We start from the raw sequence: 23,883 nt of genomic DNA, 5'->3' as shown, positions 1-23,883 counted from the left end.
CTGAGCGGCACTACTCTGGCCCGACCATCGCATGACATGGCGAATACGAGAGTGAGTTCACGTGGCCTGTGACCTCTGGCTAGTGCCCCTTGTCGACGTGCTGTGCCACAGCCCCGACAACCCCTTCGCCGAGGAGATCGCCGCGTACGACAAGGCACTCGGCGACGCGGGCCTGCCGCCCGTGCCCGTCTTCGGCTACATGCCGGGTCTCTCCGGGGACGTGGCGCCGGTCGCGGGCTTCGACTACGACGCCCTGCACTTCCTGCGCCGCGCCTACCTGCTGAACCTGTGCGGGCTGCCGGTCACCCCCGTGGACGAACTCGGCGGGGACTACGAGCAGTTGCTGGAGATGTTCGAGACCACGGCCCAGCAGTCGCACCTGGTGTGGCACTACGACCACGCCGGCGCGTACGTGCCGGTCGACTTCGCGCATCCGCTCTCCAACGACGAACTCCTCGAAGGCGGCGGCCCGCTGGGCTCCAGCCACGGCCTGCTGCGCGAACTGGAGGCGGTGGCACCGGTGCTGGGCATCGACCCGGGCAACCCGCCCGCCGCCCCGGCGGCCCCGGACCGGCCGACCACCCTGGAGGAGCGCGCCGCCCCGGGGCCGCACGACGACAGCCCCTTCGCCCGCGAGCGGCACGTGTGGCTGGGACTGCACGCCGCGGCCACGCGGAGCCTGGGCCAGGGGTCGATGATCGTGTTCAGCTGACGTCCGGCCGAGGGGCCTCGCCGACCGCCCCGCTCCCGCCCGTCGGCACGGGCGGGAGCGCATGTCGACGCCCGGTGCTCAGCGCGGGGACTCCGGCGGCCGCTGCCGCGGCATGTTCGGCCGCGTGTGCGGCGGCATGGGGAAGCGCCCGACCGGGCCGCCGGCCTCTCCCCGCGGTCCCCAGGCCACCAGCGACTGCGTCAGCAGCGGCGCGGGCCCCGCCCGGAACTCCACCATCCAGTCGGCCGTCTCCGCCCGCACCAGCTCCGAGACGTCCTCGGAGAACCGCCGCAGCACGGACAGGCAGCGCTCCGCCGCCTCACTCGCCGTGCCCTCCGTCGGCCCGAGCACCTCCCGCACGCACTCCGACGCCCAGTCGAACTGGAGCACCTCCAGCCGCCGCTGCACCGCCTGCGCCGTGGCCACCGCCCGCATCCAGCCGGACGTCAGCCCGAAGTACCGGTCGCAGGCCACGCACGTCACCGCGCCCAGCAGGGCCAGGAACGCCCAGGCCGAGCCGGTGCGCAGCACCTTGGTCAGCTCCAGCAGCGGCAGCGCGGCGCCGACCACCGCGCAGGTCGCCGTCCCCAGGCGCAGCGCGCGCGCCCAGCGGCGTTTCCAGGCGCGGTCGGTGAGATACCAGTCGGCCAGATTCAGCGCACCGCCCTCGACCCATCTGTACAACTCGTCCAGCCGCTCGGCGGGCTCTCCCCAGTCCCCGAGCGGGAAGGTCCGGCCGCGCAGGTCACCCCGGAGCTTCCCGTCCTGCTCCCTAGGGAGCCCCTCGGGCTGCATCTCAGGCTGGCTCACCCTGCACTCCTACTCCGCCGCATGCGTCAGGTGCCTTAGTTAGGTGCCTCGTGTGTGATCGCGGTACGTGATCGCAGCCTCCTTCCTACCGCCGAACGGTTGGCGTTGGGCACAAGATCCAGCCTTTTCCGCCCGTAAGTGCAGCGGAATCGGGTATAGGAGCCCGCCCCCCTCACTCGAAAGAGTGCGTCCCGGCCGGGGCGTGGACGCCTCAGGGTGACCGGATCGGGCGGCACGGTCCGGACGGAACCCCTTCAAGAGGTTCCTACGAGCCCCCGACACCCCCCGCCTCGTAGTGATCCACAAGTCAGGCAATAGGCTGGGTCCCGTGAAGGTCCTCGTCATCGGCGGCGGCGCCCGCGAACACGCCCTGTGCCGCTCACTGTCCCTCGACCCCCACGTCACCGCGCTGCACTGCGCCCCCGGCAACGCCGGGATCGCCGAGGTCGCCGAGACGCACCCCGTGGACGCGCGGGACGGCGCGGCCGTCACCGCGCTGGCCCTGTCGCTGGGCGCGGACCTCGTGGTCGTCGGCCCGGAGGCGCCGCTCGTCGCGGGCGTCGCGGACGTCCTGCGCGAGCGCGGCATCCCGGTCTTCGGCCCGTCGGCGCAGGCCGCGCGGCTGGAGGGCTCCAAGGCGTTCGCCAAGGACGTCATGGCCGCCGCGGGCGTCCCGACCGCCCGCAGCTACGTCTGCACCACCCCCGCCGAGATCGACGCGGCCCTCGACGCCTTCGGCGCCCCCTACGTCGTCAAGGACGACGGGCTGGCCGCCGGCAAGGGCGTCGTCGTCACCTCCGACCTCACCGCGGCCCGCGAGCACGCGCTGGCCTGCGACCGCGTGGTGATCGAGGAGTTCCTGGACGGCCCCGAGGTCTCCCTCTTCGCCGTCACCGACGGCGAGACGGTGCTCCCGCTCCAGCCCGCGCAGGACTTCAAGCGCGCCCTGGACGCCGACGAGGGCCCGAACACCGGCGGCATGGGCGCCTACTCCCCCCTGCCGTGGGCCGACCCCAAGCTGGTCGACGAGGTGCTGGAGACGGTCCTGCAGCCCACCGTGGACGAGCTGCGCCGCCGCGGCACGCCCTTCTCCGGGCTGCTCTACGCGGGCCTGGCCATCACCTCGCGCGGCGTGCGGGTCATCGAGTTCAACGCCCGCTTCGGGGACCCGGAGACGCAGGTCGTGCTGGCCCGGCTCCGGACGCCGCTGGCCGGCGTGCTGATGAACGCCGCCACCGGTGAGCTCGCCGCCCAGACGCCGCTGCGCTGGAGCGACGACGCGGCCGTGACCGTCGTCGTCGCCTCGCACAACTACCCCGGCACGCCCCGCACGGGCGACGTCGTCGAGGGCCTGGCGGACGCGGCCGGCGTCGAGGACGCCTACGTGCTCCACGCGGGCACCGCGCACGACGCCGAGGGCCGCGTGGTCAGCGCCGGCGGCCGGGTGCTGTCCGTGACCGCCACCGGCACGGACCTGGCGGCCGCCCGGGCCCGCGCCTACGAGGCCGTCTCCCGCATCCGGCTGGACGGCTCGCACCACCGCACCGACATCGCGGCGAAGGCGGCGGCCTCCGCCTGAGCAGCCGTCCCGACGTGCCCCGCAGGCCCCCGCAAGGGGCCGGCGGGGCACAGCCGTACCCCGGCCCACCCGCGCAGAGGCTTTACCCAAAGCCATTCCATCGGGTGACCGCTTGTCCAACCGGCTGACGTACGCCCCACCCCCAACTATGGTGCGGCGCAGGCCGGCAGCCGCGAGGCTGACGCGTCGGCTCAACCGGCCCACCGGCATTGCGATGTCAGAGGCCGGTGCCACAGTGGGGGAGGTAAGCAACGCGCCTCGGCAGAGCACTACAGGCACCTGGGGGTGATCGGTCTCGTGGCAGGTCCGGAGGCAGGCGCGCTGGCCGCGCGCACCAGAGCCCTCGCCGTGCTGCGCGTGCGCAGCGCGGGGCTGGCCGTCGCGCTGGTGCCGGCGGCCGCCGCCGTGGTGCTGGCGGCCGGCTCGGCCATGGGCCGGATCCCCGAGGGGTCCGTCTGGTCCGCCGCCCGCCCCGCCGTGACGGCCCTCGCCGTCCTGGCCCTGGTGCTGGCGGCCGCCGTCGGCGCCGTGGTGGCCCGCGCCCGGCCGGCCCTGAGCCCGACCGTGCCGATCCCCGAGGAGACCGCGCCCGACCTCTACCGCCTGGTCCGCGACCTCGCCGACCGGCTGGAGGTCCCCGCGCCGTCCGCGATAGCCCTCACCCCCGACTGCGACAGCTGGCTCGAGGACCGTACGCACCCCGCGCACGGCCCTCCGCACGAGCGGCTGCTGCCGCGCCGCCGCGCCACCGGGGACGCGCCCGTGCTGGTCATCGGCTCGCCCTTCCTGTGGTGGATGCGCGTCGCCGAGCTGCGCGCCCTGCTGGCCCCCGTCGTGGCCGGCACGGGCCCGGCCGCCCACCCCGACATAGCCGCCGCCCGCCGCTTCGTCCGGGGCCTGGACGCCGCCGTGGCCGTGGCGGCGGGACGGCCCCTCCTCGCGTTCGTGGGCTGGGCGGCCCGGACGCTGCTGCGCTCCTGCCGCGACCACGCGGCCGAGATGGAGCGCGGAGTGGCCGCGGCCGCCTCCGAGCGCGCCCAGGCGGTGGACTACGGCCTGCGGATCGTCGCCCAGGAGCAGGTGGGCCTCGCCTACGCCGGCTGGGACCGCCTGCTGAACCGGGTGGCGCTGCCCGCCTGGCGGATGGGCCGCTGGCCCTCCCGGCTGGACGCGGGCGTCGTCTCGGCCCTCACCGAGCTCTCCCGGCGCGACCGGCTGGCCGAGGGCTTCGCCTCCCGGCTGGGGGAGCGGCCCGCCTGCGACCTCCTGGAGGAGCCGGGGCTCATCGACGAGGCCGCCTCCCTGCTGGCCGCCCGGCTCTTCCACGGCGGCCCCAGCGAGCCCGGCCCCGACTGGTCGCCCGTCGCCTGGAACCAGTACCCGGCGGAGGTCGTGGACCGCAAATGGCGGCTGGAGGCCGCCCGGCTGCACCGCGTCCTCGACGACATCGCCGCCTGCGGCGCCGCCGGCACCCTGCCCTGCCCCGGCCCGGACGCCGCCCCCGCCGCCCCCACCGTCGCCCGCGTCATGGAGCGGCTCGCCGGGCCGGCCGGCGGCGGGGTGGGGGAGGAGCTGGAGGTGCGGCTCAGCGCCGAGGTGGCGCGCGAGGCGGCCCGCGAGGAGCGGGCGGCCAAGCGGGGCCTGTTCACCGCCGCCGGCGGCGGCTCCTGGACCGACGGGCTGGCGCCCCTGTTCCCGCTCCAGCCGCCGCGCAGCGGCCGGGAGCTGCTGACCGACCACGTGACGGCCATGGTGTGCTGCGCGGCCGTGGACACCGCCGGGGCCGTCCCCGGCCTGGACTGGCTGGACGGCCCCGCCCTGCTCGTCGGCGGTGCCCGCCGCGCCGACCTGACCCGCTCGGTCCTGAGTCTCATCGAGGACGGGGACGGCGAGCCGCTGCGCGCCTGGCTCGGTGACGTCGGGGTGCGCAGCGAGAAGCCCGTACGCCTGGGGTGACCGTCCCGGCCCCGCCCGGCCGTGACGCACGGTGACGTGCTCACGCAGTGTAGGGGCAGAGCCATCACTTCCGGGGAATTTACCGACGAACGGTGACGACCCGGGCGTCCCATGTGATCTGCTGGGAATCCGCTGGGAAGCCGAATGAGTATCCGGGGGCCAGGGGAGGGAGTGCACATGGGGATGGACCAGATCCGGCGCTGGGAGTCCGGGGCCCTCGCACACGCGGTCTCGGACCCCTTCGGCCAGGGCCCGCTGCCCTGGCTGCGCGGCGACGAGTCCTATTTCGACGACACCGGTCAGATCATCCCGTGGTACGTGGATCCGCCGCCCGCCTCGCCCGGCGCCCACGTCCCGCCGCCCCGCCGGGCCGGCCCCCGCGCCGCCGACGACGTGCACTGCCAGATCAAGGGCTTCGCCACCGCGAGCGCCGTCGCCCCCGGCGAGTCCATCGACTTCCGCATCACCGTGGACCCGCCCCAGCAGTTCGGCGTGGACGTCTACCGCATCGGCCACTACGGCGGCATCGGCGCCGCCAAGATGACGTCCAGCCCCAGGCTGTCCGGCATCGTCCAGCCGCCCCCGCTGGTCTTCGACCGCACGGTCTCCTGCCACCACTGGTGGCTCTCCTGGCGGCTGACGATCCCCTCCTTCTGGACCGCCGGCGCCTACGTGGCCGTCCTGACCACCGCCGACGGCTACCGCAGCCACATCCCCTTCACCGTTCGCGACAGCACACCCGCGGACCTGCTGCTCGTGCTGCCCGACATCACCTGGCAGGCCTACAACCTCTACCCCGAGGACGGCCGCACGGGCGCGAGCCTCTACCACGCCTGGGACGACGACGGCCGGCTCCTCGGCGAGGAGGGGGCGGCCACCACGGTCTCCTTCGACCGCCCCTACGCGGGCGCCGGCCTGCCCCTGCACGTCGGCCACGCCTACGACTTCATCCGCTGGGCCGAGCGCTACGACTACCACCTCGCCTACGCCGAGACCCGCGACCTGCACGCCGGGCGAATCGATCCGGCGCGCTACCGCGGCATCGTCTTCCCCGGTCACGACGAGTACTGGTCGCCCGCCATGCGCCGCGCGGCCGAGGAGGCCCGCGACGGCGGCACCTCGCTGGTGTTCCTGTCCGCCAACACCATGTACTGGCAGGTGGAGCTGGCCCCCTCGCCGGCCGGCCCGGACCGCCTGCTCACCTGCCGCAAGCGCCGCGGCCCCGGCCGCTCCGCCCTCTGGCGCGACATGTCGCCCCCCGAGCAGCAGCTGCTCGGCATCCAGTACGCGGGCCGGGTGCCCGAGCCCGCCCCCATGGTCGTGCGCAACGCCGGACACTGGCTCTGGGAGGCCACCGGCGCCGGCGAGGGCGACGAGCTGCCCGGCCTCGTCGCCGGCGAGGCCGACCGCTACTTCCCCCGGACGGCCCTGCCCGAGCACACGCGCCGCATCCTCCTCGCCCACTCCCCGTACCAGGACGGCGAGGGCGCCAGACGCCACCAGGAGACGTCCCTCTACCGCGCCCCCAGCGGCGCCCTGGTCTTCGCCTCCGGCACCTTCGCCTGGTCGCCCGCCCTGGACCGGCCCGGACACGTCGACGCCCGCGTCCAGCGGGCCACGGCCAATCTCCTGGACCGCATCTGCAAACGGTGCTGACCCACCTCCGGACGTCCCCCGGCGCGTACGGCAGAATCGTGGTGCTTGGACAAACCACCAGGAGGCGTCGTGTCCGGATTCGTCGAGAAGCCCAAGCCCGTCGAGGTGCCCGGCCTGGTGCATCTGCACACGGGCAAGGTGCGCGACCTCTACCGCGACGAGAACGGCCACCTGATCATGGTCGCCAGCGACCGGATGTCCGCCTACGACTGGGTGCTGCCCACGGAGATCCCCGACAAGGGCCGCATCCTCACGCAGCTGTCCCTGTGGTGGTTCGACCGGCTGGCGGACCTGGTCCCCCACCACGTGGTCTCCACCGAGCTGCCGGCCGGCGCCCCCGCCGACTGGGCCGGGCGCGCGCTGGTCTGCCGCTCCCTCGACATGGTCCCCGTCGAGTGCGTGGCCCGCGGCTATCTGACCGGCTCCGGCCTCGCCGAGTACCGGCAGACCCGCACCGTCTGCGGCCTCGCCCTCCCCGAGGGCCTCGTCGACGGCTCCGAGCTGCCCTCCCCGATCTTCACGCCCGCGACGAAGGCCGCGGTCGGCGAGCACGACGAGAACGTCTCCTACGAGGAGACGGCCCGCCAGGTCGGCGCGGAGACCGCCGCCCGGCTGCGCCAGACGACGCTCGCCGTCTACAGCCGCGCCCGCGACATCGCGCGCGACCGGGGCATCCTCCTCGCCGACACCAAGCTCGAGTTCGGCTTCGAGGGGGAGGACCTGGTCCTCGCGGACGAGGTCCTCACCCCCGACTCCTCCCGCTTCTGGCCGGTGGACACGTGGCAGCCGGGGCGGGCCCAGCCGTCCTTCGACAAGCAGTTCGTGCGCGACTGGCTGTCGTCGCCGGAGTCGGGCTGGGACCGCCACGGCGAGCTGCCGCCCCCCGAGCTCCCCGAGGAGATCGTGGAGCGCACGCGCGCCAAGTACGCCGAGGCGTACGAGCGACTGACGGGCACGCCCTGGGCCTGACGGACGCGGCCGGACCGGCCCGTTCCCTAAGAGCCCTCTCAGACGGCGTCTGCCATCGTGGGGGACCGCGAGTCCATCCATCCCCCGCCGGAGGCGCCATGGGCGAGACGTCCGTACTCGTCGTCGACGACGACCCCGACGTCCGGGCCGCCGTCGTCGACGGCCTGGCCGTCGAGGGCTACGCCGTGCGCGCCGCCGCCGACGGCCTCGAAGCCCTGTCGGCCGTCGCCGCCGCCCCGCCCGCCGCGATCGTCCTCGACCTCGCCATGCCCGTCCTCGACGGCCTCGCCGTCTGCCGCCGGCTGCGCGAGATCGGCGACCGCACGCCCGTGCTCGTCCTCACCGCCCGGGACGCGGTCTCCGACCGGGTGGCGGGCCTGGACGCCGGCGCCGACGACTACCTGGTCAAGCCCTTCGCGCTCGACGAACTCCTGGCCCGCCTGCGGGCGCTGCTCCGCCGCGCGGCCCCGGCCGGCCCGGCCGGCGCGGCCGCCGGCGAGCTGGCCTTCGCCGACCTCACCGTCGACCCCGAGACCCGCACCGGGGAACGCGCCGGGACGCCCCTGGAGTTCACGCGCACCGAGTTCGCCCTGCTCGAAGTGTTCCTGCGGCATCCGGGGCAGGTGCTGGCGCGCGAGGTGATCCAGGAGCGGGTCTGGGGCGCCGACTTCGGCCCCGAGTCCAACTCCCTCGCCGTCTACATCGGCTACCTCAGGCGCAAACTGGAGGCCGGCGGCGCGTCCCGCATCGTCCACACCGTCCACGGCGTCGGCTACCGCCTGGCGGAGCGGTGAGGACGCCCGTCGAAAGAGCACGGGCCCTCCTCGGCCGCAGGCCCCTGCGGGCCCGTCTGGCCCTCGTCACCTCCGCCGCGGTCGCGCTCGTCGCCCTCGGCGTCCTCGCCGCCGCCTACGTCGTCATCCGCTACGAACTGGTGCGCCAGCTCGACCTCCAGCTCAAGCAGCAGGCCCAGCTCATCGCCATGCAGAGCAGGGGCGGCGCCGACACCGGCGTCCTCGGCGACGAATGCGTCTGGCGCGCCGCCCCCGCCTGCGCCCAGGTCGTCCGCGCCGACCCCGCCGCCCCCGGCCAGCGGGGCCTGGTCCTGCCGGTCACGGGTGCCACGCGCCGGGTCGCGGCCGGCTCCCTCGGCGCGTACTACAGCGACATCAGGCACGACGGCCACCCCATGCGGATGCTGACCACGCCCCTGCCCGGCCGGGAGGGGCGGGCCCTCCAGGTCGCGGCCCGCTCGGACACCGTCGACCAGGGCGTGAGCCAGGCCGGCCGGTACCTGGGCGCCGTCGGCGCCGTGGGGGTGCTGCTCGCGGCGGCGCTCGGCTATCTGGCCTCGCGCACGTCCCTGCGTCCCGTCACCCGGCTCACGGCCACCGCCGAGCGCATCGCCGCCACCCGCGACCCCGCCCACCGCATCGAGCTGCCGCCCTACGAGGCCCGCAGGAAGGACGAGATCACCCGCCTCGCCACGAGCTTCAACACCATGCTCGGCGAGCTCCAGGAGGCGGTCGCCGCCCAGCGCCGCCTGGTGGCCGACGCCTCCCACGAGCTGCGCACCCCGCTGACCGCGCTGCGCACCAACTCCGAGCTGCTGGCCCGCGCCGAGCGCCTCACCCCGGCCCAGCGCGAGCGGGCCGCCGAGGCCCTGGGCCGGCAGCTGCGCGAGGTGACCGGCATGGTGAACGACCTCATCGAGCTGGCCCGCGACGAGGAGCCCCGGCCCCTGGTCGAACAGGTCCGGCTGGACCTGCTCGCCGAGCGCTGCGTGGCCGCCGCGCGCGGCCACTGGCCGGGCACGGTCTTCACGGCGGACCTGGCCGCGGCCACGGTCCACGGCGTGCCCGCCCGGCTGGCGCGGCTGCTGTCCAACCTGCTGGACAACGCCGCCAAGTTCAGCCCGGCCGGGGCGGTCGTGGAGGTGCGGCTGGAGCGCGCGGACGGCTTCCTCGACCTCACCGTGCGGGACCACGGCCCGGGGATCTCCGACGAGGACCTGCCCCACGTCTTCGACCGCTTCTACCGCTCCCGGCAGGCCCGCGCCCTGCCCGGCTCGGGCCTGGGCCTGGCCATGGCCCGCCAGATCGCCCACGCCCACGGCGCCCGGCTCACGGCGGAACAGGCCGGGACGGGCGGCGCCCGCTTCCGGCTGCGCCTGCCCGTCACGGACGCGGACCGGTGAGACGGGCCCGGGGGGAGCACCCCGGGGAACGACGAAGGCCCCGGTCGTGACGACCGGGGCCTTCGTTTCACTGAGCGGACGACGAGACTCGAACTCGCGACATCCACCTTGGCAAGGTGGTGCTCTACCAACTGAGCTACGTCCGCATGCCCCGCGCGTTTCCGTGCGGTGCGGGTACCACTATAGCCAACCCTGAGCGCGTGCGATGCGCGCCGCCGCGTGACGGTTCTCCGCACCCAGCTTCGCGGCCGCCGCGGAGAGGTAGTTGCGGACCGTCCCCGGCGTCAGCGAGGCGCGCTCGGCGATCTCCGCCACGGGGGCGCCGTCCTCGGCCAGTTCCAGCAGTTCCGCCTCGCGCGCGGTCAGCGGCGAGTCGCCCGCGCTGATGGCGTCGGCCGCCAACTCGGGGTCCACATAACGGCTTCCCCCGTGCACGGTGCGGATGATCTCGGCGAGCCGCCGGGCGGAGACGGTCTTGGGTACGAACCCCCGCACGCCCGCCTCCAGGGCCCGCTTGAGGTGACCGGGCCGCCCGTGACCCGTCACGATCATGGCGCGGCAGCCGGGCAGTTCGGCCCGCAGCGATGTGGCGACCGTCACACCGTCGGTCCCCGGCATCTGAAGATCCAGAACCGCCACGTCCGGCCGGTGCGCCCGTGCCATCGCCAGGGCCTCGGGCCCCGAGGCGGCCTCGGCCACGACCAGGAGGTCCTCCTCCAGGCCGAGCAGCGCGGCCAGAGCGCCACGGATGAGGTGCTCGTCGTCGGCGAGCAGGACGCGGATCGTCATGCGCCCGTCCCTTCCGTCGCGGGGCCGGCTCCGCACCGCCGGTCTCCTCGGCCCCGTCCGCTCTCCGCCGCGGCGGCCGGAGAGGGGAGGGGAGGGGGGAACGTCTCCCCGTCGCCCGGGAGGGCGGCCCCGGCGGGGGAGACCGGCGGCGGACCGCCCTCCGCCCCCGCCGGCCCGGCGAACGGCACCCGCGCCGTGACCCGGAACGTCGACTGCGCCCCGTAGGCGTACGCGAGCGTCCCGCCCAGCTCGGTCAGCCGCTCCCGCAGCCCGGCCAGACCCGAACCGGATCCCTTGCCGGACGCGGCGCCGTCCGCCCGCACCCCGTTGTTCTCCACCATCAGCACCGCCCAGCCGTCCGTCTGCCGCAGCCGCACCGCGCAGCGCCGCGCGTCCGCGTGCCGCAGGACGTTCGTCGTGGCCTCGCGCACCACCCAGGCCAGCGCCGACTGGACGGCCACCGGCAGCTCCACCGCCGCCGCGTCGTCGATGCGGCACTCGATGCCGGCCGCCGTCAGGACGCCCCGGGCGCCCACCAGTTCGGTGTGCAGATCGGCCTCGCGGTAGCCGCGCACGACCTCCCGCAGCTCCCGCTGCGACTCCTGGGCGATGCGCTGCACCTCGGCCATCTGCTCCGCGGCCGCGTCCGTGGCGCGCCGCGAGAGCTGGACGGCGAGCTCGCTCTTGAGGGCGATCACCGCGAGGTTGCGGCCCAGGATGTCGTGCATGTCGCGCGAGAACCGCAGCCGCTCCTCCGCGACCGCCAGCCGCGCCTGCACTCCCCGGGCGGCGTCGACCTCCCAGACGATCGAGAGCATCCAGCCCGACACCCGGGCCATGACCATGTCCCACGCGCACAGGAACAGCATCCCGACGGCGGCCGCCGCCAGCCCCGGCCCGGGCATGCCGGTCACGGCGTACGGCACCACCGACAGGAGCGAACCGGCCACGGCCACGGCCGCGTACGTCCGCTTGCGCACGATCAGGCAGAGCCCGCCGAAGGGCGCCACGGACACGCCCATGAGCACCGTGGTCCCCAGCTGCGCGACGGCCTCGTCGGTCGCGCCCCGCACCGTGGCGAGCAGGCACAACGCCGCCGCCAGCAGGACGAACGAGCCGGCCAGCCGCCACCGCAGGCCGGCCGGCTCCTCGCCGAGGTAGCGGTCGACGGCCCGGCGCAGCAGGCCGACGCCGAGCGCGGACTGCGCGATCACCACGACGACCAGGGCCACGCACAGCGCCCGGGACCGGGGGCCGGACCCGGCGACCTCCACCACGGCGGGCGCCTCGACCAGCAGCAAGAGCCAGGGGACGCCGTACAGCGCGCCCCGCGTGTAGAGATCGATCTGCTTGACCTTGCTCTGGCCGCGCAGCGCCCGCACCCGACCCATCACGCGCCCCACCCCTTGGCATTTCCCCAGTTCAGCGCCGCGGTTCCCAGCGGAACCACCGACGTACAGCAAACACCCCGAGCGCCGACCAGACCAAAGCCGCCCCCAGGTGGCCCAGCGTCCCGCCCACGCTCGCCCCGCCGAGCCAGCCGTCCCGCATCAGTTCCACGACGGGCGTCAGCGGCAGCAGCTCGCAGGCCGTCGCCAGCATGTCCGGCAGGATGTCCAGCGGTACGAACAGCCCGGATCCCAGCATCGAGACCATCGCCAGCGGCATCGCGGCGAACTGCGCGGTCTCCGCCGTCCGGGCGAGCGCCGTGGAGGCCGCGGCCAGCGCGGTCAGCATGACGACGCCCAGCAGCAGGCCGGCGACCAGCAGTTCGGGGCGGGCCGGGACGCGCATGTCCAGCCAGGCCACGCCGCCCGTCACCAGCAGCAGGCACTGGGCGAGGGCGATCACCGCGGACGGCAGCGCCGTACCCGCCAGGATCTCCACGTCGCCGGCCTCGCCGGTGCGCAGCCGTTTGAGCACCAGCTGCTCGCGCCGCGCGGTGTAGACGCTCATGAGGTTGTAGTACACGGCGAAGATCAGGACGTAGCCGAAGGCGCCCGTCATCGTGACGTCCTTCAGCGACAGACCGCTGCCGTCCAGATCCACGTTCTTGGTGCCCGACCGCATCGCGTAGACCATGAGGGCGGGCAGGAACAGGGTGATGTAGAGCGCCGTCTTGTTGCGCCCCAGCAGGGTGAACTCCGCCCGCCCGAGGGTCAGCGCCCGCCCCGCGAGCGTGGTCGGTGCCGCCGGGACCCCCGTACCCGCCGCCTCCGCCGCCGTCGCCGTCGTGCTCATCGCCATCATTCGCTCCTCCCCGTCACCGCGAGCGGCGCCGGAGTCCCGGCCGCCCCCGCTATCGCCAGGAACGCCTCCTCCAGGGAGGCGGTCCGCGCGTCGAGCCCCTCCAGCTCGACGTCCTTCTCCCGCGCCCACAGCAGCAGCCCCGTGAGGGTGCGCTGCAGCTCGGACGTCTGGAGCTCCACCCGGCCGCCGGCCTCCTCGTGCCGCAGGACCCCCAGGTCCTTCAGCGGCGGCAGGTCGCCGACGAACCATCCGGCCGGCATCGCGAAGCGGATCCGGGCCGGGTAGGCACCGATGACCTCGCCCGGCGTCCCGGAGCTCACGATCCGTCCCTCGCGCATGATCGCCAGTCGGTCGGCCAGCGCCTCGGCCTCCTCCAGGTAGTGCGTGGTGAGCAGGACCGTCGTGCCCTCCTCGCGCAGCCGGCGCACCAACTCCCAGGTGGTGTGCCGCGCCTCGGGGTCGAGGCCGGTCGTCGGCTCGTCGAGGAAGAGCACCTCCGGCCGGCCCAGCAGCGCGAGCGCGAGGTCCAGCCGCCGCCGTTCACCGCCGGACAGCTGTTTGATCCGGACGTCCCGGCGGCCCGTGAGCCCCACCAGGCCGAGCGCCTCGGCCACGGGCCGGGCCCCGGTCGTACAGCCCGCCCACATCCTGACGGTCTCCGCGGCGGTCAGGTCGGAGGGGAAGCCGCCCTCCTGGAGCATCACCCCGATCCGCGGCCGCACCAGGCTCCGTTCCCCGTGGGGGTCGTGGCCCAGCACCCGCACCCGGCCCGCCGTCGGCCGGGCCAGGCCCTCCAGCAGCTCGACCGTGGAGGTCTTGCCCGCCCCGTTCGTTCCCAGCAGCGCGAACAACTCGCCGCGCCGCACGGTGAAGGACACGTCCCGCACCGCGTCGAATCCCTTGTCGTCCCCGGGCCGGCCGTAGCGCCGGCGCAGCTCCGAGACCTCGATCACACCGTCCCCGTGGTTCATGCCTCAAGGCTCCCGGGGGATCGGGGCGGAGATCAGTGCGAGCTGTCATGACCTCGGATGACGAATGTCATCCGGCGGCCCGTGCCGCTGAACACGACGAAGGCCCCGGTCGTGATGACCGGGGCCTTCGTTTCACTGAGCGGACGACGAGACTCGAACTCGCGACATCCACCTTGGCAAGGTGGTGCTCTACCAACTGAGCTACGTCCGCATGCCCCGCGCGTTTCCGTGCGGTGCGGGCACCACTCTACCTGATCCACAGCAGTGGTCGGTAAGCGGTGAGAGCGGGTGACAGGAATCGCACACTGCGCCTCCCTCTTGGAAAGAGGGCGCTCTACTACTGAGCTACACCCGCATGTCGTACCGCCGGACCACTGACGTGGACGACGGTCGAACAGAGCGGGTGACAGGAATCGCACACTGCGCCTCCCCCTTGGAAAGGGGGCGCTCTACTACTGAGCTACACCCGCATGACCCCGAAGTTCGGGCCCGTTTCCCGGCCTTGCCCCTCGGCGTGGTCCAGACTCTAGCTGATCATCCGGGGCAGTTGGCAAATCCGATGACCGCCACGGCCGCCGGCCGCGGAGGCACCCCCTCCGCGGCGGGCCGCACACCACTGCGGGTGCGGCCCGCGGCCGCCGCTCAGCCGGCGGCGTTGAACGCCTCGTAGACCTTCTTGGGGATCCGCCCCCGGGGCGGCACCTCCATGCCGTTGGAGCGGGCCCACGCCCGCACCGCCGCCGGGTCCGGCGCGACGGCCGTCCGGCGGTAGGCCTTGCCCGAGCGGGACTGCTTGCGGCCGGCCTCCATGTAAGGCTCCAGCACCGCCCGCAGTTTCTTCGCATTGGCAGGGTTCAGGTCGATCTCGTACGACTTGCCGTCGAGCCCGAACATGACGGTCTCCGCGGCTTCCCCGCCCTCGATGTCGTCGGAGAGTGTGACCACTACGCGCTGCGCCACGGAAATCGGTCCTTTCGGCCAGTATCACCGCGGTGACCTGCGGTGATGTGAGGTTTGCGGTTGTTCTCGGTCAATACATATTCATTTGTACAACAAAGGTCAATGGGTTGTGCAGCACAGTTAATTCTGTCCGCCCACCTCTTTGCAATCAGGACGGTGCGATCGCCAGGTGATTTTCCGGGAATTTTTCCCGGGCCGCTGTGGACCCCGCTCCCTAAACGCGAAGGATAAGCCGAGCATATCTATGCGCGTAGATTTTTCGGGACTGTACTCTGGCCTCACCGCTTCAGCTCACGCACCACACACCGGGAGTGCCAGTGGCACGCGTCGTAGTCGACGTCATGCTCAAGCCGGAGATCCTCGACCCGCAGGGCCAGGCGGTGCAGCGCGCGCTGCCACGCCTGGGTTTCGAGGGGATCGCCGACGTCCGTCAGGGCAAGCGCTTTGAACTCGAGGTGGAGGGTCCGGTCGACGACGCCGCCCTCGCCCGAATCCACGAGATGGCGGAAACGTTTCTCGCCAACACCGTGATCGAAGACTTCACCGTGCGGGTCGAGTCGTGACGGCACGCGTCGGAGTCATCACCTTCCCCGGAACTCTGGACGATCGCGACACCCAGCGCGCCGTCCGGATCGCCGGGCTCGAGCCCGTGCCGCTCTGGCACCGCGACAAGGACCTCAAGCAGGTGGACGCCGTGGTCCTGCCCGGCGGTTTCTCCTACGGCGACTATTTGCGGGCGGGCGCCATCTCCCGCTTCTCGCCGGTCATGGAGACCGTCATCGACCAGGCCAAGGCGGGCATGCCCGTCCTCGGCATCTGCAACGGCTTCCAGGTCCTCACCGAGACCCACCTGCTGCCCGGTGCGATGCTGCGCAACAACCACCTGCACTTCATCTGCCGCGACCAGAAGCTCCGCGTCGAGAACGCGGCCACCGCCTGGACGGCCGACTACGCGGCGGGCCAGGAGATCTCCGTCCCGCTCAAGAACATCGACGGCCGCTACGTGGCCGACGAGCACACCCTGGACGAGCTGGAGGCCGAGGGCCGCGTCGTCTTCCGCTACCTGGACGGCAACCCCAACGGCTCGCTCCGCGACATCGCGGGCGTCACCAACGCCGCCGGCAACGTCGTCGGCCTGATGCCCCACCCCGAACACGCCGTCGAGCCGAACGTCGGCACCGGACGCACGGACGGGCTCGGGTTCTTCACTTCGCTCCTCAAGAAGCTGGTCAACGCATGAGCCTGGACACGGTCAAGCACGCGGCCGAAACCCCGGACACCGATCAGCCCTGGGCCGAGCTGGGCCTCAAGCAGGACGAGTACGAGCGCATCCGCACCATCCTCGGCCGCCGCCCCACCGGCGCCGAGCTCGCGATGTACTCCGTCATGTGGTCCGAGCACTGCTCGTACAAGTCCAGCAAGGTCCACCTCCGCCAGTTCGGCGAGAAGGCCCCCGAGAACGACGCCCTCCTCGTCGGCATCGGCGAGAACGCCGGCGTCGTCGACGTGGGCCAGGGCTACGCGGTCACCTTCAAGGTGGAGTCGCACAACCACCCCTCGTACATCGAGCCCTACCAGGGCGCGGCCACCGGCGTCGGCGGCATCGTCCGCGACATCCTCGCCATGGGCGCCCGCCCCGTCGCCGTCATGGACCCGCTGCGCTTCGGCGCCGCGGACCACCCCGACACCAAGCGCGTCCTGCCGGGCGTCGTCGCGGGCATCGGCGGCTACGGCAACTGCCTGGGCCTGCCCAACATCGGCGGCGAGGTCGTCTTCGACCCCTGCTACCAGGGCAACCCGCTGGTCAACGCCCTGTGCGTCGGCGTGATGAAGCACGAGGACATCCACCTCGCCAAGGCGTCCGGCACCGGCAACAAGGTCATCCTCTACGGTGCCCGCACCGGCGGCGACGGCATCGGCGGCGTCTCGGTCCTCGCGTCCGAGACCTTCGACGACTCCAAGCCCACCAAGCGCCCCGCCGTCCAGGTCGGCGACCCCTTCCAGGAGAAGCTCCTCATCGAGTGCACCCTGGAGATCTTCCGCGAGGACCTGGTCGACGGCATCCAGGACCTCGGCGGCGCCGGGCTGTCCTGCGCCACCAGCGAGCTGGCCAGCGCCGGCTCCGGCGGCATGCGCGTCGAGCTGGACCACGTGCCGCTGCGCGACGCGACGCTCTCGCCCGAGGAGATCCTCATGAGCGAGTCGCAGGAACGCATGTGCGCGATCGTCGAGCCGGGCAAGGTCGGCCGCTTCCTGGAGATCTGCGAGAAGTGGGACGTCATCGCCACCGTCATCGGTGAAGTCACCGACGGCGAACGGCTGGAGATCTTCTGGCACGGCGAGCAGATCGTCGACGTCCCGCCGCGCACGGTCGCCCACGAGGGCCCGGTCTACGAGCGCCCGTACGCCCGTCCGGACTGGCAGGACGCCCTCCAGGCCGACGACGCGAACAAGCTCGCCCGGCCGGGGACGCCCGAGGAACTGCGCGCGCAGGTCCTGAAGGTGATCTCCTCGCCGAACCAGGCGTCCAAGTCCTGGATCACCGACCAGTACGACCGGTTCGTGCAGGGCAACACGGTCCTCGCCCAGCCGGAGGACTCCGGCATGGTCCGCATCGACGAGGACACCAACCTCGGTGTCGCCGTCGCCACGGACGGCAACGGCCGCTACGCCAAGCTCGACCCGTACGCGGGCGCCCAGCTCGCGCTCGCCGAGTCGTACCGCAACGTGGCCGCCACCGGCGCCCGCCCGCTGGCGATCTCCAACTGCCTGAACTTCGGCTCGCCCGAGGACCCGGCCGTCATGTGGCAGTTCGCCGAGGCCACGCGCGGTCTGGCGGACGGCTGCCTGGCCCTGGGCACCCCGGTGACCGGCGGCAACGTCTCGCTCTACAACCAGACCGGCGAGACCGCCATCCACCCGACCCCCGTGGTCGCGGTGCTCGGCGTCATCGACGACGTCGACCGGCGCACGCCCATGGCGTTCTCCGACGAGGGCCACCTGCTGTACCTCCTCGGCGACACCAAGGAGGAACTGGGCGGTTCCGCCTGGTCGCAGGTGATCCACGACCACCTCGGCGGGCTGCCGCCGGCGGTGGACCTGGACCGGGAGAAGCTGCTGGCCGAGATCCTGATCGCCGCCTCGCGCGACGGCATGGTCGACGCCGCGCACGACCTCTCCGACGGTGGCTTGATCCAGGCCCTCGTCGAGTCCTGCCTGCGCGGCGGGAAGGGCGCCCGGATCGTCGTCCCCGACGGGACCGACCCGTTCGTCTTCCTCTTCTCCGAGTCCGCCGGCCGTGCGGTCGTCGCGGTCCCGCGCAGCGAGGAGCTCCGCTTCACCGACATGTGCGGAGCGCGCGGCCTGCCGGCCACGCGGATCGGCGTCGTCGACGGCGAAGCGCTCGACGTGCAGGGACAGTTCGCGATCCCGCTCACGGAGCTGCGGACGGCCCACGAGGCGACGATCCCGTCGCTGGTGGTCTGAGGCCCGACGCCCCCGGACCCCCGGTCCGGGGGCGTCACCGGCAGCGGGTCTGGGGGACAATCCCCCCATGGCCCCACGCCCCCGCACGTACCACCACACGAAAACCCGCGCGGCCGTGACCGCGCAGCTCCAGAACCTCCGCGCCGCCGTGGAAGCGCTCGGCGAGGAGCAGTTCGGGCTGCCCACGGGCGTGGACGGCCGGACCGTCAGCGAGTTGGTCGCCGCGACGGCCGAAACCGTCGCCCTGGTCGACCGTTACCTGGAGCAACCGGCGCCGCCCGCACGGGAGATCACGGCGACCGAGTGGCCTTCCACGACGAGGCCCGCAGCGGGGGAACCCGCCGCGGAGACCGCCGCCGCGGCCGCGACGGACCCCCGCGCCCCGCTCGGCCGCGCGGCGTCCCGATTCGCCGAACTGACCGCCGTGGCACCGGCCGACCGTCTCCTCGCGACCCCCTTCGGGGCGATGCGCCTGGACGACTTCCTGGTCACCCGCTGCGTCGAACTCGTCGTCCACACCGACGATCTGGCCACCGCCCTGGGCGTGGAGATCCCCTACGACCGGCAGGCCCTGGCCACCGCCACGCGCCTGCTCGCCGACGCCCTGGCCGCACGCGCGCCCGGGGGCTCCGTGGAGGTCCGGATCCCGCCGTTCGCCGTCGTGCAGTGCGTCGAAGGGCCCCGCCACACCCGAGGCACGCCGCCGAACGTCGTGGAGACCGACCCCCTGACCTGGATCCGCCTGGCGGCGGGCCGCATCGAGTGGTCCGACGCGGTGGAGCGGGCGAGCGTCACAGCCAGTGGCGAACGGGCGGACATCTCCGCACAACTGCCGCTGCTCGGCTGAGAAAACCGGTGCCCGAGCGAACGTTTTCGGTCATTCGCTGTGCGCAGGACGTGGCTGTCCGTGGTGTGAGCCATCACCGGTCGTCCCCGGTTCGGATGAACCTCGTCCCTGCCATAGACTCGAGGTGTGCCTCGTGGTGACGGACGACTCAACCACGACCTGCTTCCCGGCGAAAAGGGCCCCCAGGACGCTTGCGGCGTCTTCGGTGTCTGGGCTCCGGGTGAAGAGGTCGCCAAACTCACCTATTTCGGGCTGTATGCGCTGCAGCACCGTGGACAGGAGTCCGCGGGCATCGCGGTGAGCAACGGCTCCCAGATCCTCGTTTTCAAGGACATGGGACTGGTGTCCCAGGTCTTCGACGAAACCTCCCTCGGCTCCCTCCAGGGCCACATCGCGGTCGGTCACGCCCGCTACTCCACCACCGGAGCCTCGGTGTGGGAGAACGCGCAACCGACCTTCCGGGCGACCGCCAACGGCTCCATCGCGCTGGGCCACAACGGAAACCTGGTCAACACCGCCGAGCTGGCCGAGATGGTCGCCGCCCTCCCCCGGGAGAACGGCAGGGCCAACCAGGTCGCGGCGACCAACGACACCGACCTGGTGACCGCCCTGCTGGCCGGCCAGACCGACGACGACGGCAAGCCGCTGACCGTCGAGCAGGCCGCCGCCAAGGTGCTGCCCGGCGTCAAGGGCGCCTTCTGCCTCGTCTTCATGGACGAGCACACGCTCTACGCCGCCCGTGACCCGCAGGGCATCCGCCCGCTGGTCCTCGGCCGCCTGGAGCGCGGCTGGGTGGTGGCCTCGGAGACGGCCGCCCTGGACATCTGCGGTGCCACCTTCGTGCGCGAGATCGAGCCGGGCGAGATGATCGCCATCGACGAGAACGGCCTGCGGACCTCCCGCTTCGCCGAGGCGAAGCCCCGTGGCTGTGTCTTCGAGTACGTCTACCTGGCCCGCCCCGACACCGAGATCGCCGGCCGCAACGTCTACCTCTCCCGGGTGGAGATGGGCCGCAAGCTCGCCGCCGAGGCCCCGGTCGACGCCGACCTGGTGATACCGACTCCGGAGTCCGGCACGCCGGCCGCCGTCGGCTACGCCGAGGCCAGCGGGATCCCGTACGGCACCGGTCTGGTCAAGAACTCCTACGTCGGCCGGACCTTCATCCAGCCGAGCCAGACCATCCGCCAGCTCGGCATCCGGCTCAAGCTCAATCCGCTCAAGGAAGTCATCAAGGGCAAGCGCCTGGTGGTCGTCGACGACTCCATCGTCCGCGGCAACACCCAGCGCGCGCTCGTGCGGATGCTGCGCGAGGCCGGGGCCGCCGAGGTCCACGTGCGGATCTCCTCCCCGCCGGTGAAGTGGCCCTGTTTCTTCGGCATCGACTTCGCCACCCGCGCGGAGCTGATCGCCAACGGCATGACGGTCGACGAGATCGGCAAGTCGCTGGGCGCGGACTCCCTGGCGTACATCTCCCTCGACGGGATGGTCGAGGCGACCACCATCGCCAAGCCGAACCTCTGCCGTGCCTGTTTCGACGGCGAGTACCCGATGGAGCTGCCCGACCCCGAGCTGCTCGGCAAGCAGCTTCTGGAGACCGAGCTGGCCGGCGGCTCGGACGCCGCCGACGCGCTGCGCCGTCCGTAGCGCCCGCCCACCCGCAGTGACGAACGACCGTACTTACGAACGACACGAAAGATCTCAAGACCATGTCTTCTGAGACCACCGGTGCCAGCTACGCAAGCGCGGGCGTCGACATCGAGGCGGGCGACCGCGCCGTCGAGCTGATGAAGCAGTGGGTCAAGAAGGCCACCCGCCCCGAGGCCGTCGGCGGTCTCGGGGGCTTCGCCGGCCTCTTCGACGCCAGTGCCCTCAAGCGGTACGAGCGGCCGCTGCTCGCCTCCGCGACGGACGGCGTCGGCACCAAGGTCGACATCGCCCGCCGCATGGGCGTGTACGACACCATCGGCCACGACCTGGTCGGCATGGTCGTGGACGACCTGGTCGTCTGCGGCGCCGAACCGCTGTTCATGACCGACTACATCTGCGTCGGCAAGGTCTACCCCGAGCGGGTCGCCGCGATCGTCAAGGGCATCGCCGAGGGCTGTGTCCTCGCGGGCTGCGCCCTGGTCGGCGGGGAGACCGCCGAACACCCGGGCCTGCTCGGCGCGGACGAGTTCGACGTGGCTGGCGCCGGCACGGGCGTGGTCGAGGCCGACCGGCTGCTGGGCGCCGACCGCATCCGTCCGGGTGACGCGGTCATCGCGATGGCGTCGTCCGGACTTCACTCGAACGGGTACTCACTGGTCCGCCATGTGCTCTTCGACCGGGCCGGCTGGGAGCTGGACCGGGAGGTCCCGGAGTTCGGCCGCACCCTGGGCGAGGAGCTGCTGGAGCCCACCCGCATCTACTCGCTGGACTGCCTGGCCCTCACCCGTACGGCGGAGGTGCACGCTTTCTCGCACATCACCGGCGGCGGCCTCGCCAACAACCTGGCGCGGGTCGTCCCCGATCACCTGCACGCCACCGTCGACCGGTCCACGTGGACGCCCGGCGCGGTGTTCGACCTGGTCGGCCGGCTGGGCGGGGTCGAGCGGCCGGAGCTGGAGAAGACGCTCAACATGGGCGTCGGCATGATGGCGGTCGTGCCGCAGGAGTCCGTGGACGTGGCCCTGGCGACGTTCGCTGACCGTGGCCTGGACGCCTGGGTCGCGGGCGAGGTCACCGAGCGCGGCGACGACGCCGCAGCCGTCACCCTGACCGGTGACTACGCGAGCTGAGCAGGCGGGTGGTGCTGCTGCCCGGGCCGACCGGCTCCGGGCAGCACAGAACCCGGCCCGGGGCGAGGCCCCGGACCGGGTCGGTGAAAGCTGTTGCTATCGCGTCAAGCGCGGCGACGGTATGCGGACTGGTCGGACGTCTGGTCGTCCTCGTCCTCATCGTCGTTGTAACGCGCCGCGTACTGGGCGTACGGGTCGTCGTCCAGCTCGTCCTCAAGCGGCTCGCTGTTAGGCGGCTGCTTGATCGACGGCTGCGTTGCGCCCAGCTCATTGGCCAGACGTGAGAGGTCGGTCCCGCCGCTGTTGTACTTCAGCTGGCGGGCGACCTTTGTCTGCTTGGCCTTGGCCCGGCCGCGCCCCATGGCTCGACCCCCTCATTGACGGGGCTCGACGGCCCCAGAGTCTTGACACGCGTTCACGTTCATGAGTCAGAGCGGACCCCCGCGAAGGTGTCCGGCCTGTAGAGCTTCAACGGTACCTGCTTCCGCGGCCATACGGTACGTCGCCCGCATGACGTGCCACGCAGCACAACCCGCGAGTAGCCCCGTACTCGCTGGTCAGCTGCGATTTTAACGTGTCCTGGACGCCGACCCGCCGTGGGGTGGTGAGAGATCTCTCCTTTCACCACCTCCGGCGGCGCTTTGGTGGGGACCGCTGTGCGGGCACCGCGCACCCGCTCGGGCGACGGGGTCACCCGAGCGGGCGCACGGAGTGTCACGCCCGCGTACGGGCCGCTCTGGCCTCGGCCATGCGCTGCTCGGCCAGCCGGTCGGCGGCGACCGCCGGCGGGATGCCGTCCGCCTTCGCGCGATCGAATATGGCCAAAGTGGTGTCGAAGATCTTGGCCGCCTTGGCCTTCGCCCGGTCGAAATCGAAACCGTGCAGCTCGTCGGCGACCTGGATCACTCCACCGGCGTTCACCAGGTAGTCGGGCGCGTAGAGGATGCCCCGGTCGGCCAGGTCCTTCTCCACCCCCGGGTGGGCGAGCTGGTTGTTGGCCGCGCCGCAGACCACGGTCGCGGTCAGCGCCGCCACCGTCTCGTCGTTGAGGGCGCCGCCCAGCGCGCAGGGGGCGTAGACGTCGAGCGGCGTGCGGATCAGCACGTCGGCGTCGGTGACCGCCGTGACCTGCGGGTGCCGGCCGGTGATCCGCTCGACGGCCTCCGTCCGGACGTCGGTGACCACGACCTCCGCGCCGTCCTCGACGAGGTGCTCCACGAGGTGGTGGCCCACCTTCCCGACGCCCGCGACGCCGACCCGGCGCCCGCGCAGCGTCGGCTCGCCCCACTGGGCCTGCGCGGCGGCGCGCATGCCCTGGAAGACGCCGAAGGCGGTGAGCACCGAGGAGTCGCCGGCGCCGCCGTTCTCGGGGGAGCGGCCGGTGGTCCAGGGGTTCTCGCGGGCGACGACGTCCATGTCCCGCACGTACGTGCCGACATCGCACGCGGTGACATAACGGCCGCCGAGAGAGGCCACGAACCTTCCGTACGCCAGCAGCAGTTGCTCGGTCTTGATCAGGTCGGGATCGCCGATGATCACGGCCTTACCGCCGCCGTGGTCCAGTCCGGCCAGGGCGTTCTTGTACGACATACCGCGCGAGAGGTTCAGCGCGTCCCGCACCGCCTCCTCCTCGGAGGCGTACGGATAGAAGCGGGTGCCGCCGAGGGCCGGGCCCAGGGCGGTGGAGTGGAGGGCGATGACGGCCTTGAGGCCGCTCTCGCGGTCCTGGCAGAGCACGACTTGCTCGTGCCCGCCCTGGTCCGATCGGAACAGGGTCCGCAGCACGCCGTCAGCGTCGGTGGTGGGACGTACGTCAGTCACGGTGGTGACTCCATATGTCGCGGAGTTCGCCCTCCCGGGGGTGGTGGAGGGCCGGTTGCCCAAGAGGGTAAGACCTGGCGGCCCCCGCTACGGGCGTCGTGCC

At 72.8% G+C, this 23,883-nt stretch carries 21 protein-coding genes and 4 tRNA genes; 13 read left to right on the top strand and 12 right to left on the bottom strand.

Annotated features, from left to right (window positions below):
* Positions 1-61 precede the first annotated feature (61 nt).
* On the top strand, positions 62-712 hold the full coding sequence (locus CYQ11_RS14525) for a putative DNA-mimic protein (protein WP_099200118.1): 651 nt from the start codon (positions 62-64) through the stop codon (positions 710-712).
* Between the two features lie 78 nt (positions 713-790).
* Here the strand turns inward: CYQ11_RS14525 and CYQ11_RS14520 are convergent, their stop codons facing one another.
* On the bottom strand, positions 791-1,507 hold the full coding sequence (locus CYQ11_RS14520; protein WP_398780047.1) for an SLATT domain-containing protein: 717 nt from the start codon (positions 1,505-1,507) through the stop codon (positions 791-793).
* 343 nt (positions 1,508-1,850) lie between these two features.
* Between CYQ11_RS14520 and purD the strand changes: the two genes are divergently transcribed.
* The 6 genes from purD to CYQ11_RS14490 all read left to right on the top strand — a co-directional run bounded on the left by purD (position 1,851) and on the right by CYQ11_RS14490 (position 9,879).
* A complete protein-coding gene (gene purD / locus CYQ11_RS14515) occupies positions 1,851-3,101 on the top strand; it encodes a phosphoribosylamine--glycine ligase (protein ID WP_099200122.1) in 1,251 nt (416 codons plus the stop codon).
* Positions 3,102-3,389: 288 nt separating this feature from the next.
* A complete protein-coding gene (locus tag CYQ11_RS14510) occupies positions 3,390-5,057 on the top strand; it encodes a hypothetical protein (RefSeq protein WP_398780048.1) in 1,668 nt (555 codons plus the stop codon).
* Positions 5,058-5,234: 177 nt separating this feature from the next.
* The gene (locus CYQ11_RS14505) at positions 5,235-6,713 is read left to right on the top strand and encodes a N,N-dimethylformamidase beta subunit family domain-containing protein (RefSeq protein ID WP_099200125.1); all 1,479 of its coding nucleotides are present in this window, start codon (positions 5,235-5,237) and stop codon (positions 6,711-6,713) included.
* A gap of 69 nt (positions 6,714-6,782) precedes the next feature.
* Entirely contained in the window at positions 6,783-7,682 is a 900-nt protein-coding gene (locus CYQ11_RS14500) for a phosphoribosylaminoimidazolesuccinocarboxamide synthase (protein ID WP_099200127.1), read from the top strand.
* A gap of 98 nt (positions 7,683-7,780) precedes the next feature.
* Positions 7,781-8,476, top strand: coding sequence for a response regulator transcription factor (locus CYQ11_RS14495; protein WP_099200129.1), 696 nt, complete (start codon positions 7,781-7,783; stop codon positions 8,474-8,476).
* Positions 8,473-9,879, top strand: coding sequence for a sensor histidine kinase (locus CYQ11_RS14490; protein WP_240003468.1), 1,407 nt, complete (start codon positions 8,473-8,475; stop codon positions 9,877-9,879). Before CYQ11_RS14495 ends, CYQ11_RS14490 begins: the two co-directional genes overlap by 4 nt.
* 73 nt (positions 9,880-9,952) lie before the next feature.
* Here the strand turns inward: CYQ11_RS14490 and CYQ11_RS14485 are convergent.
* The 9 genes from CYQ11_RS14485 to CYQ11_RS14445 all read right to left on the bottom strand — a co-directional run bounded on the left by CYQ11_RS14485 (position 9,953) and on the right by CYQ11_RS14445 (position 14,849).
* A tRNA-Gly gene (locus CYQ11_RS14485) sits at positions 9,953-10,025 on the bottom strand.
* Positions 10,026-10,059: 34 nt separating this feature from the next.
* On the bottom strand, positions 10,060-10,668 hold the full coding sequence (locus CYQ11_RS14480; RefSeq protein ID WP_099200260.1) for a response regulator transcription factor: 609 nt from the start codon (positions 10,666-10,668) through the stop codon (positions 10,060-10,062).
* A complete protein-coding gene (locus CYQ11_RS14475) occupies positions 10,665-12,059 on the bottom strand; it encodes a sensor histidine kinase (RefSeq protein WP_240003469.1) in 1,395 nt (464 codons plus the stop codon). The genes CYQ11_RS14480 and CYQ11_RS14475 overlap by 4 nt, the downstream gene beginning before the upstream one ends.
* 31 nt (positions 12,060-12,090) lie before the next feature.
* The gene (locus CYQ11_RS14470) at positions 12,091-12,909 is read right to left on the bottom strand and encodes an ABC transporter permease (RefSeq protein WP_099200262.1); all 819 of its coding nucleotides are present in this window, start codon (positions 12,907-12,909) and stop codon (positions 12,091-12,093) included.
* Between the two features lie 5 nt (positions 12,910-12,914).
* Positions 12,915-13,889: an ABC transporter ATP-binding protein gene (locus CYQ11_RS14465; protein ID WP_099200131.1), complete on the bottom strand. Its 975-nt coding sequence runs from the start codon at positions 13,887-13,889 to the stop codon at positions 12,915-12,917.
* Between the two features lie 138 nt (positions 13,890-14,027).
* Positions 14,028-14,100, bottom strand: a tRNA-Gly gene (locus CYQ11_RS14460).
* Positions 14,101-14,172: 72 nt separating this feature from the next.
* Positions 14,173-14,244, bottom strand: a tRNA-Gly gene (locus CYQ11_RS14455).
* A 43-nt stretch (positions 14,245-14,287) separates the two neighbouring features.
* Positions 14,288-14,359: transfer RNA gene (locus CYQ11_RS14450), tRNA-Gly, on the bottom strand.
* Between the two features lie 172 nt (positions 14,360-14,531).
* Complete coding sequence (locus tag CYQ11_RS14445) at positions 14,532-14,849, bottom strand: histone-like nucleoid-structuring protein Lsr2 (protein ID WP_099200133.1); 318 nt, start codon at positions 14,847-14,849, stop codon at positions 14,532-14,534.
* A gap of 317 nt (positions 14,850-15,166) precedes the next feature.
* Here CYQ11_RS14445 and purS point away from each other — a divergent pair, with 317 nt between their 5' ends.
* The 6 genes from purS (at position 15,167) to purM (ending at position 21,959) form a co-directional block, all read left to right on the top strand.
* A complete protein-coding gene (gene purS / locus CYQ11_RS14440) occupies positions 15,167-15,412 on the top strand; it encodes a phosphoribosylformylglycinamidine synthase subunit PurS (protein WP_086566111.1) in 246 nt (81 codons plus the stop codon).
* Positions 15,409-16,089, top strand: coding sequence for a phosphoribosylformylglycinamidine synthase subunit PurQ (purQ, locus tag CYQ11_RS14435; RefSeq protein ID WP_099200135.1), 681 nt, complete (start codon positions 15,409-15,411; stop codon positions 16,087-16,089). The genes purS and purQ overlap by 4 nt, the downstream gene beginning before the upstream one ends.
* Entirely contained in the window at positions 16,086-18,335 is a 2,250-nt protein-coding gene (purL, locus tag CYQ11_RS14430) for a phosphoribosylformylglycinamidine synthase subunit PurL (protein ID WP_099200136.1), read from the top strand. The genes purQ and purL overlap by 4 nt, the downstream gene beginning before the upstream one ends.
* Positions 18,336-18,402: 67 nt before the next feature.
* Entirely contained in the window at positions 18,403-19,182 is a 780-nt protein-coding gene (locus tag CYQ11_RS14425) for a sterol carrier family protein (protein ID WP_099200138.1), read from the top strand.
* A 126-nt stretch (positions 19,183-19,308) separates the two neighbouring features.
* Positions 19,309-20,826 carry an amidophosphoribosyltransferase gene (purF, locus tag CYQ11_RS14420; RefSeq protein ID WP_099200139.1) on the top strand — a complete coding sequence of 506 codons (1,518 nt, stop codon included), beginning with the start codon at positions 19,309-19,311 and terminating at the stop codon, positions 20,824-20,826.
* A 62-nt stretch (positions 20,827-20,888) separates the two neighbouring features.
* Positions 20,889-21,959 (top strand): phosphoribosylformylglycinamidine cyclo-ligase, encoded by a 1,071-nt coding sequence (gene purM / locus CYQ11_RS14415; RefSeq protein ID WP_099200141.1) that lies wholly within the window; start codon positions 20,889-20,891, stop codon positions 21,957-21,959.
* A gap of 104 nt (positions 21,960-22,063) precedes the next feature.
* On the opposite strand, the gene CYQ11_RS14410 is transcribed toward purM, so the two are convergent.
* Both CYQ11_RS14410 and CYQ11_RS14405 read right to left on the bottom strand, forming a co-directional pair.
* The gene (locus tag CYQ11_RS14410; protein WP_099198743.1) at positions 22,064-22,321 is read right to left on the bottom strand and encodes a DUF3073 domain-containing protein; all 258 of its coding nucleotides are present in this window, start codon (positions 22,319-22,321) and stop codon (positions 22,064-22,066) included.
* A 352-nt stretch (positions 22,322-22,673) separates the two neighbouring features.
* Positions 22,674-23,780, bottom strand: a complete 1,107-nt coding sequence (locus tag CYQ11_RS14405; RefSeq protein WP_099200143.1) for a Leu/Phe/Val dehydrogenase — start codon at positions 23,778-23,780, stop codon at positions 22,674-22,676.
* Positions 23,781-23,883: the final 103 nt, after the last annotated feature.

It is taken from the genome of Streptomyces cinnamoneus (assembly GCF_002939475.1).
GTDB classification, from domain to species: Bacteria; Actinomycetota; Actinomycetes; order Streptomycetales; family Streptomycetaceae; genus Streptomyces; species Streptomyces cinnamoneus_A.
Note: the sequence above shows the minus strand (reverse complement) of the source record. Positions and strands in the feature narration are given on the sequence as shown.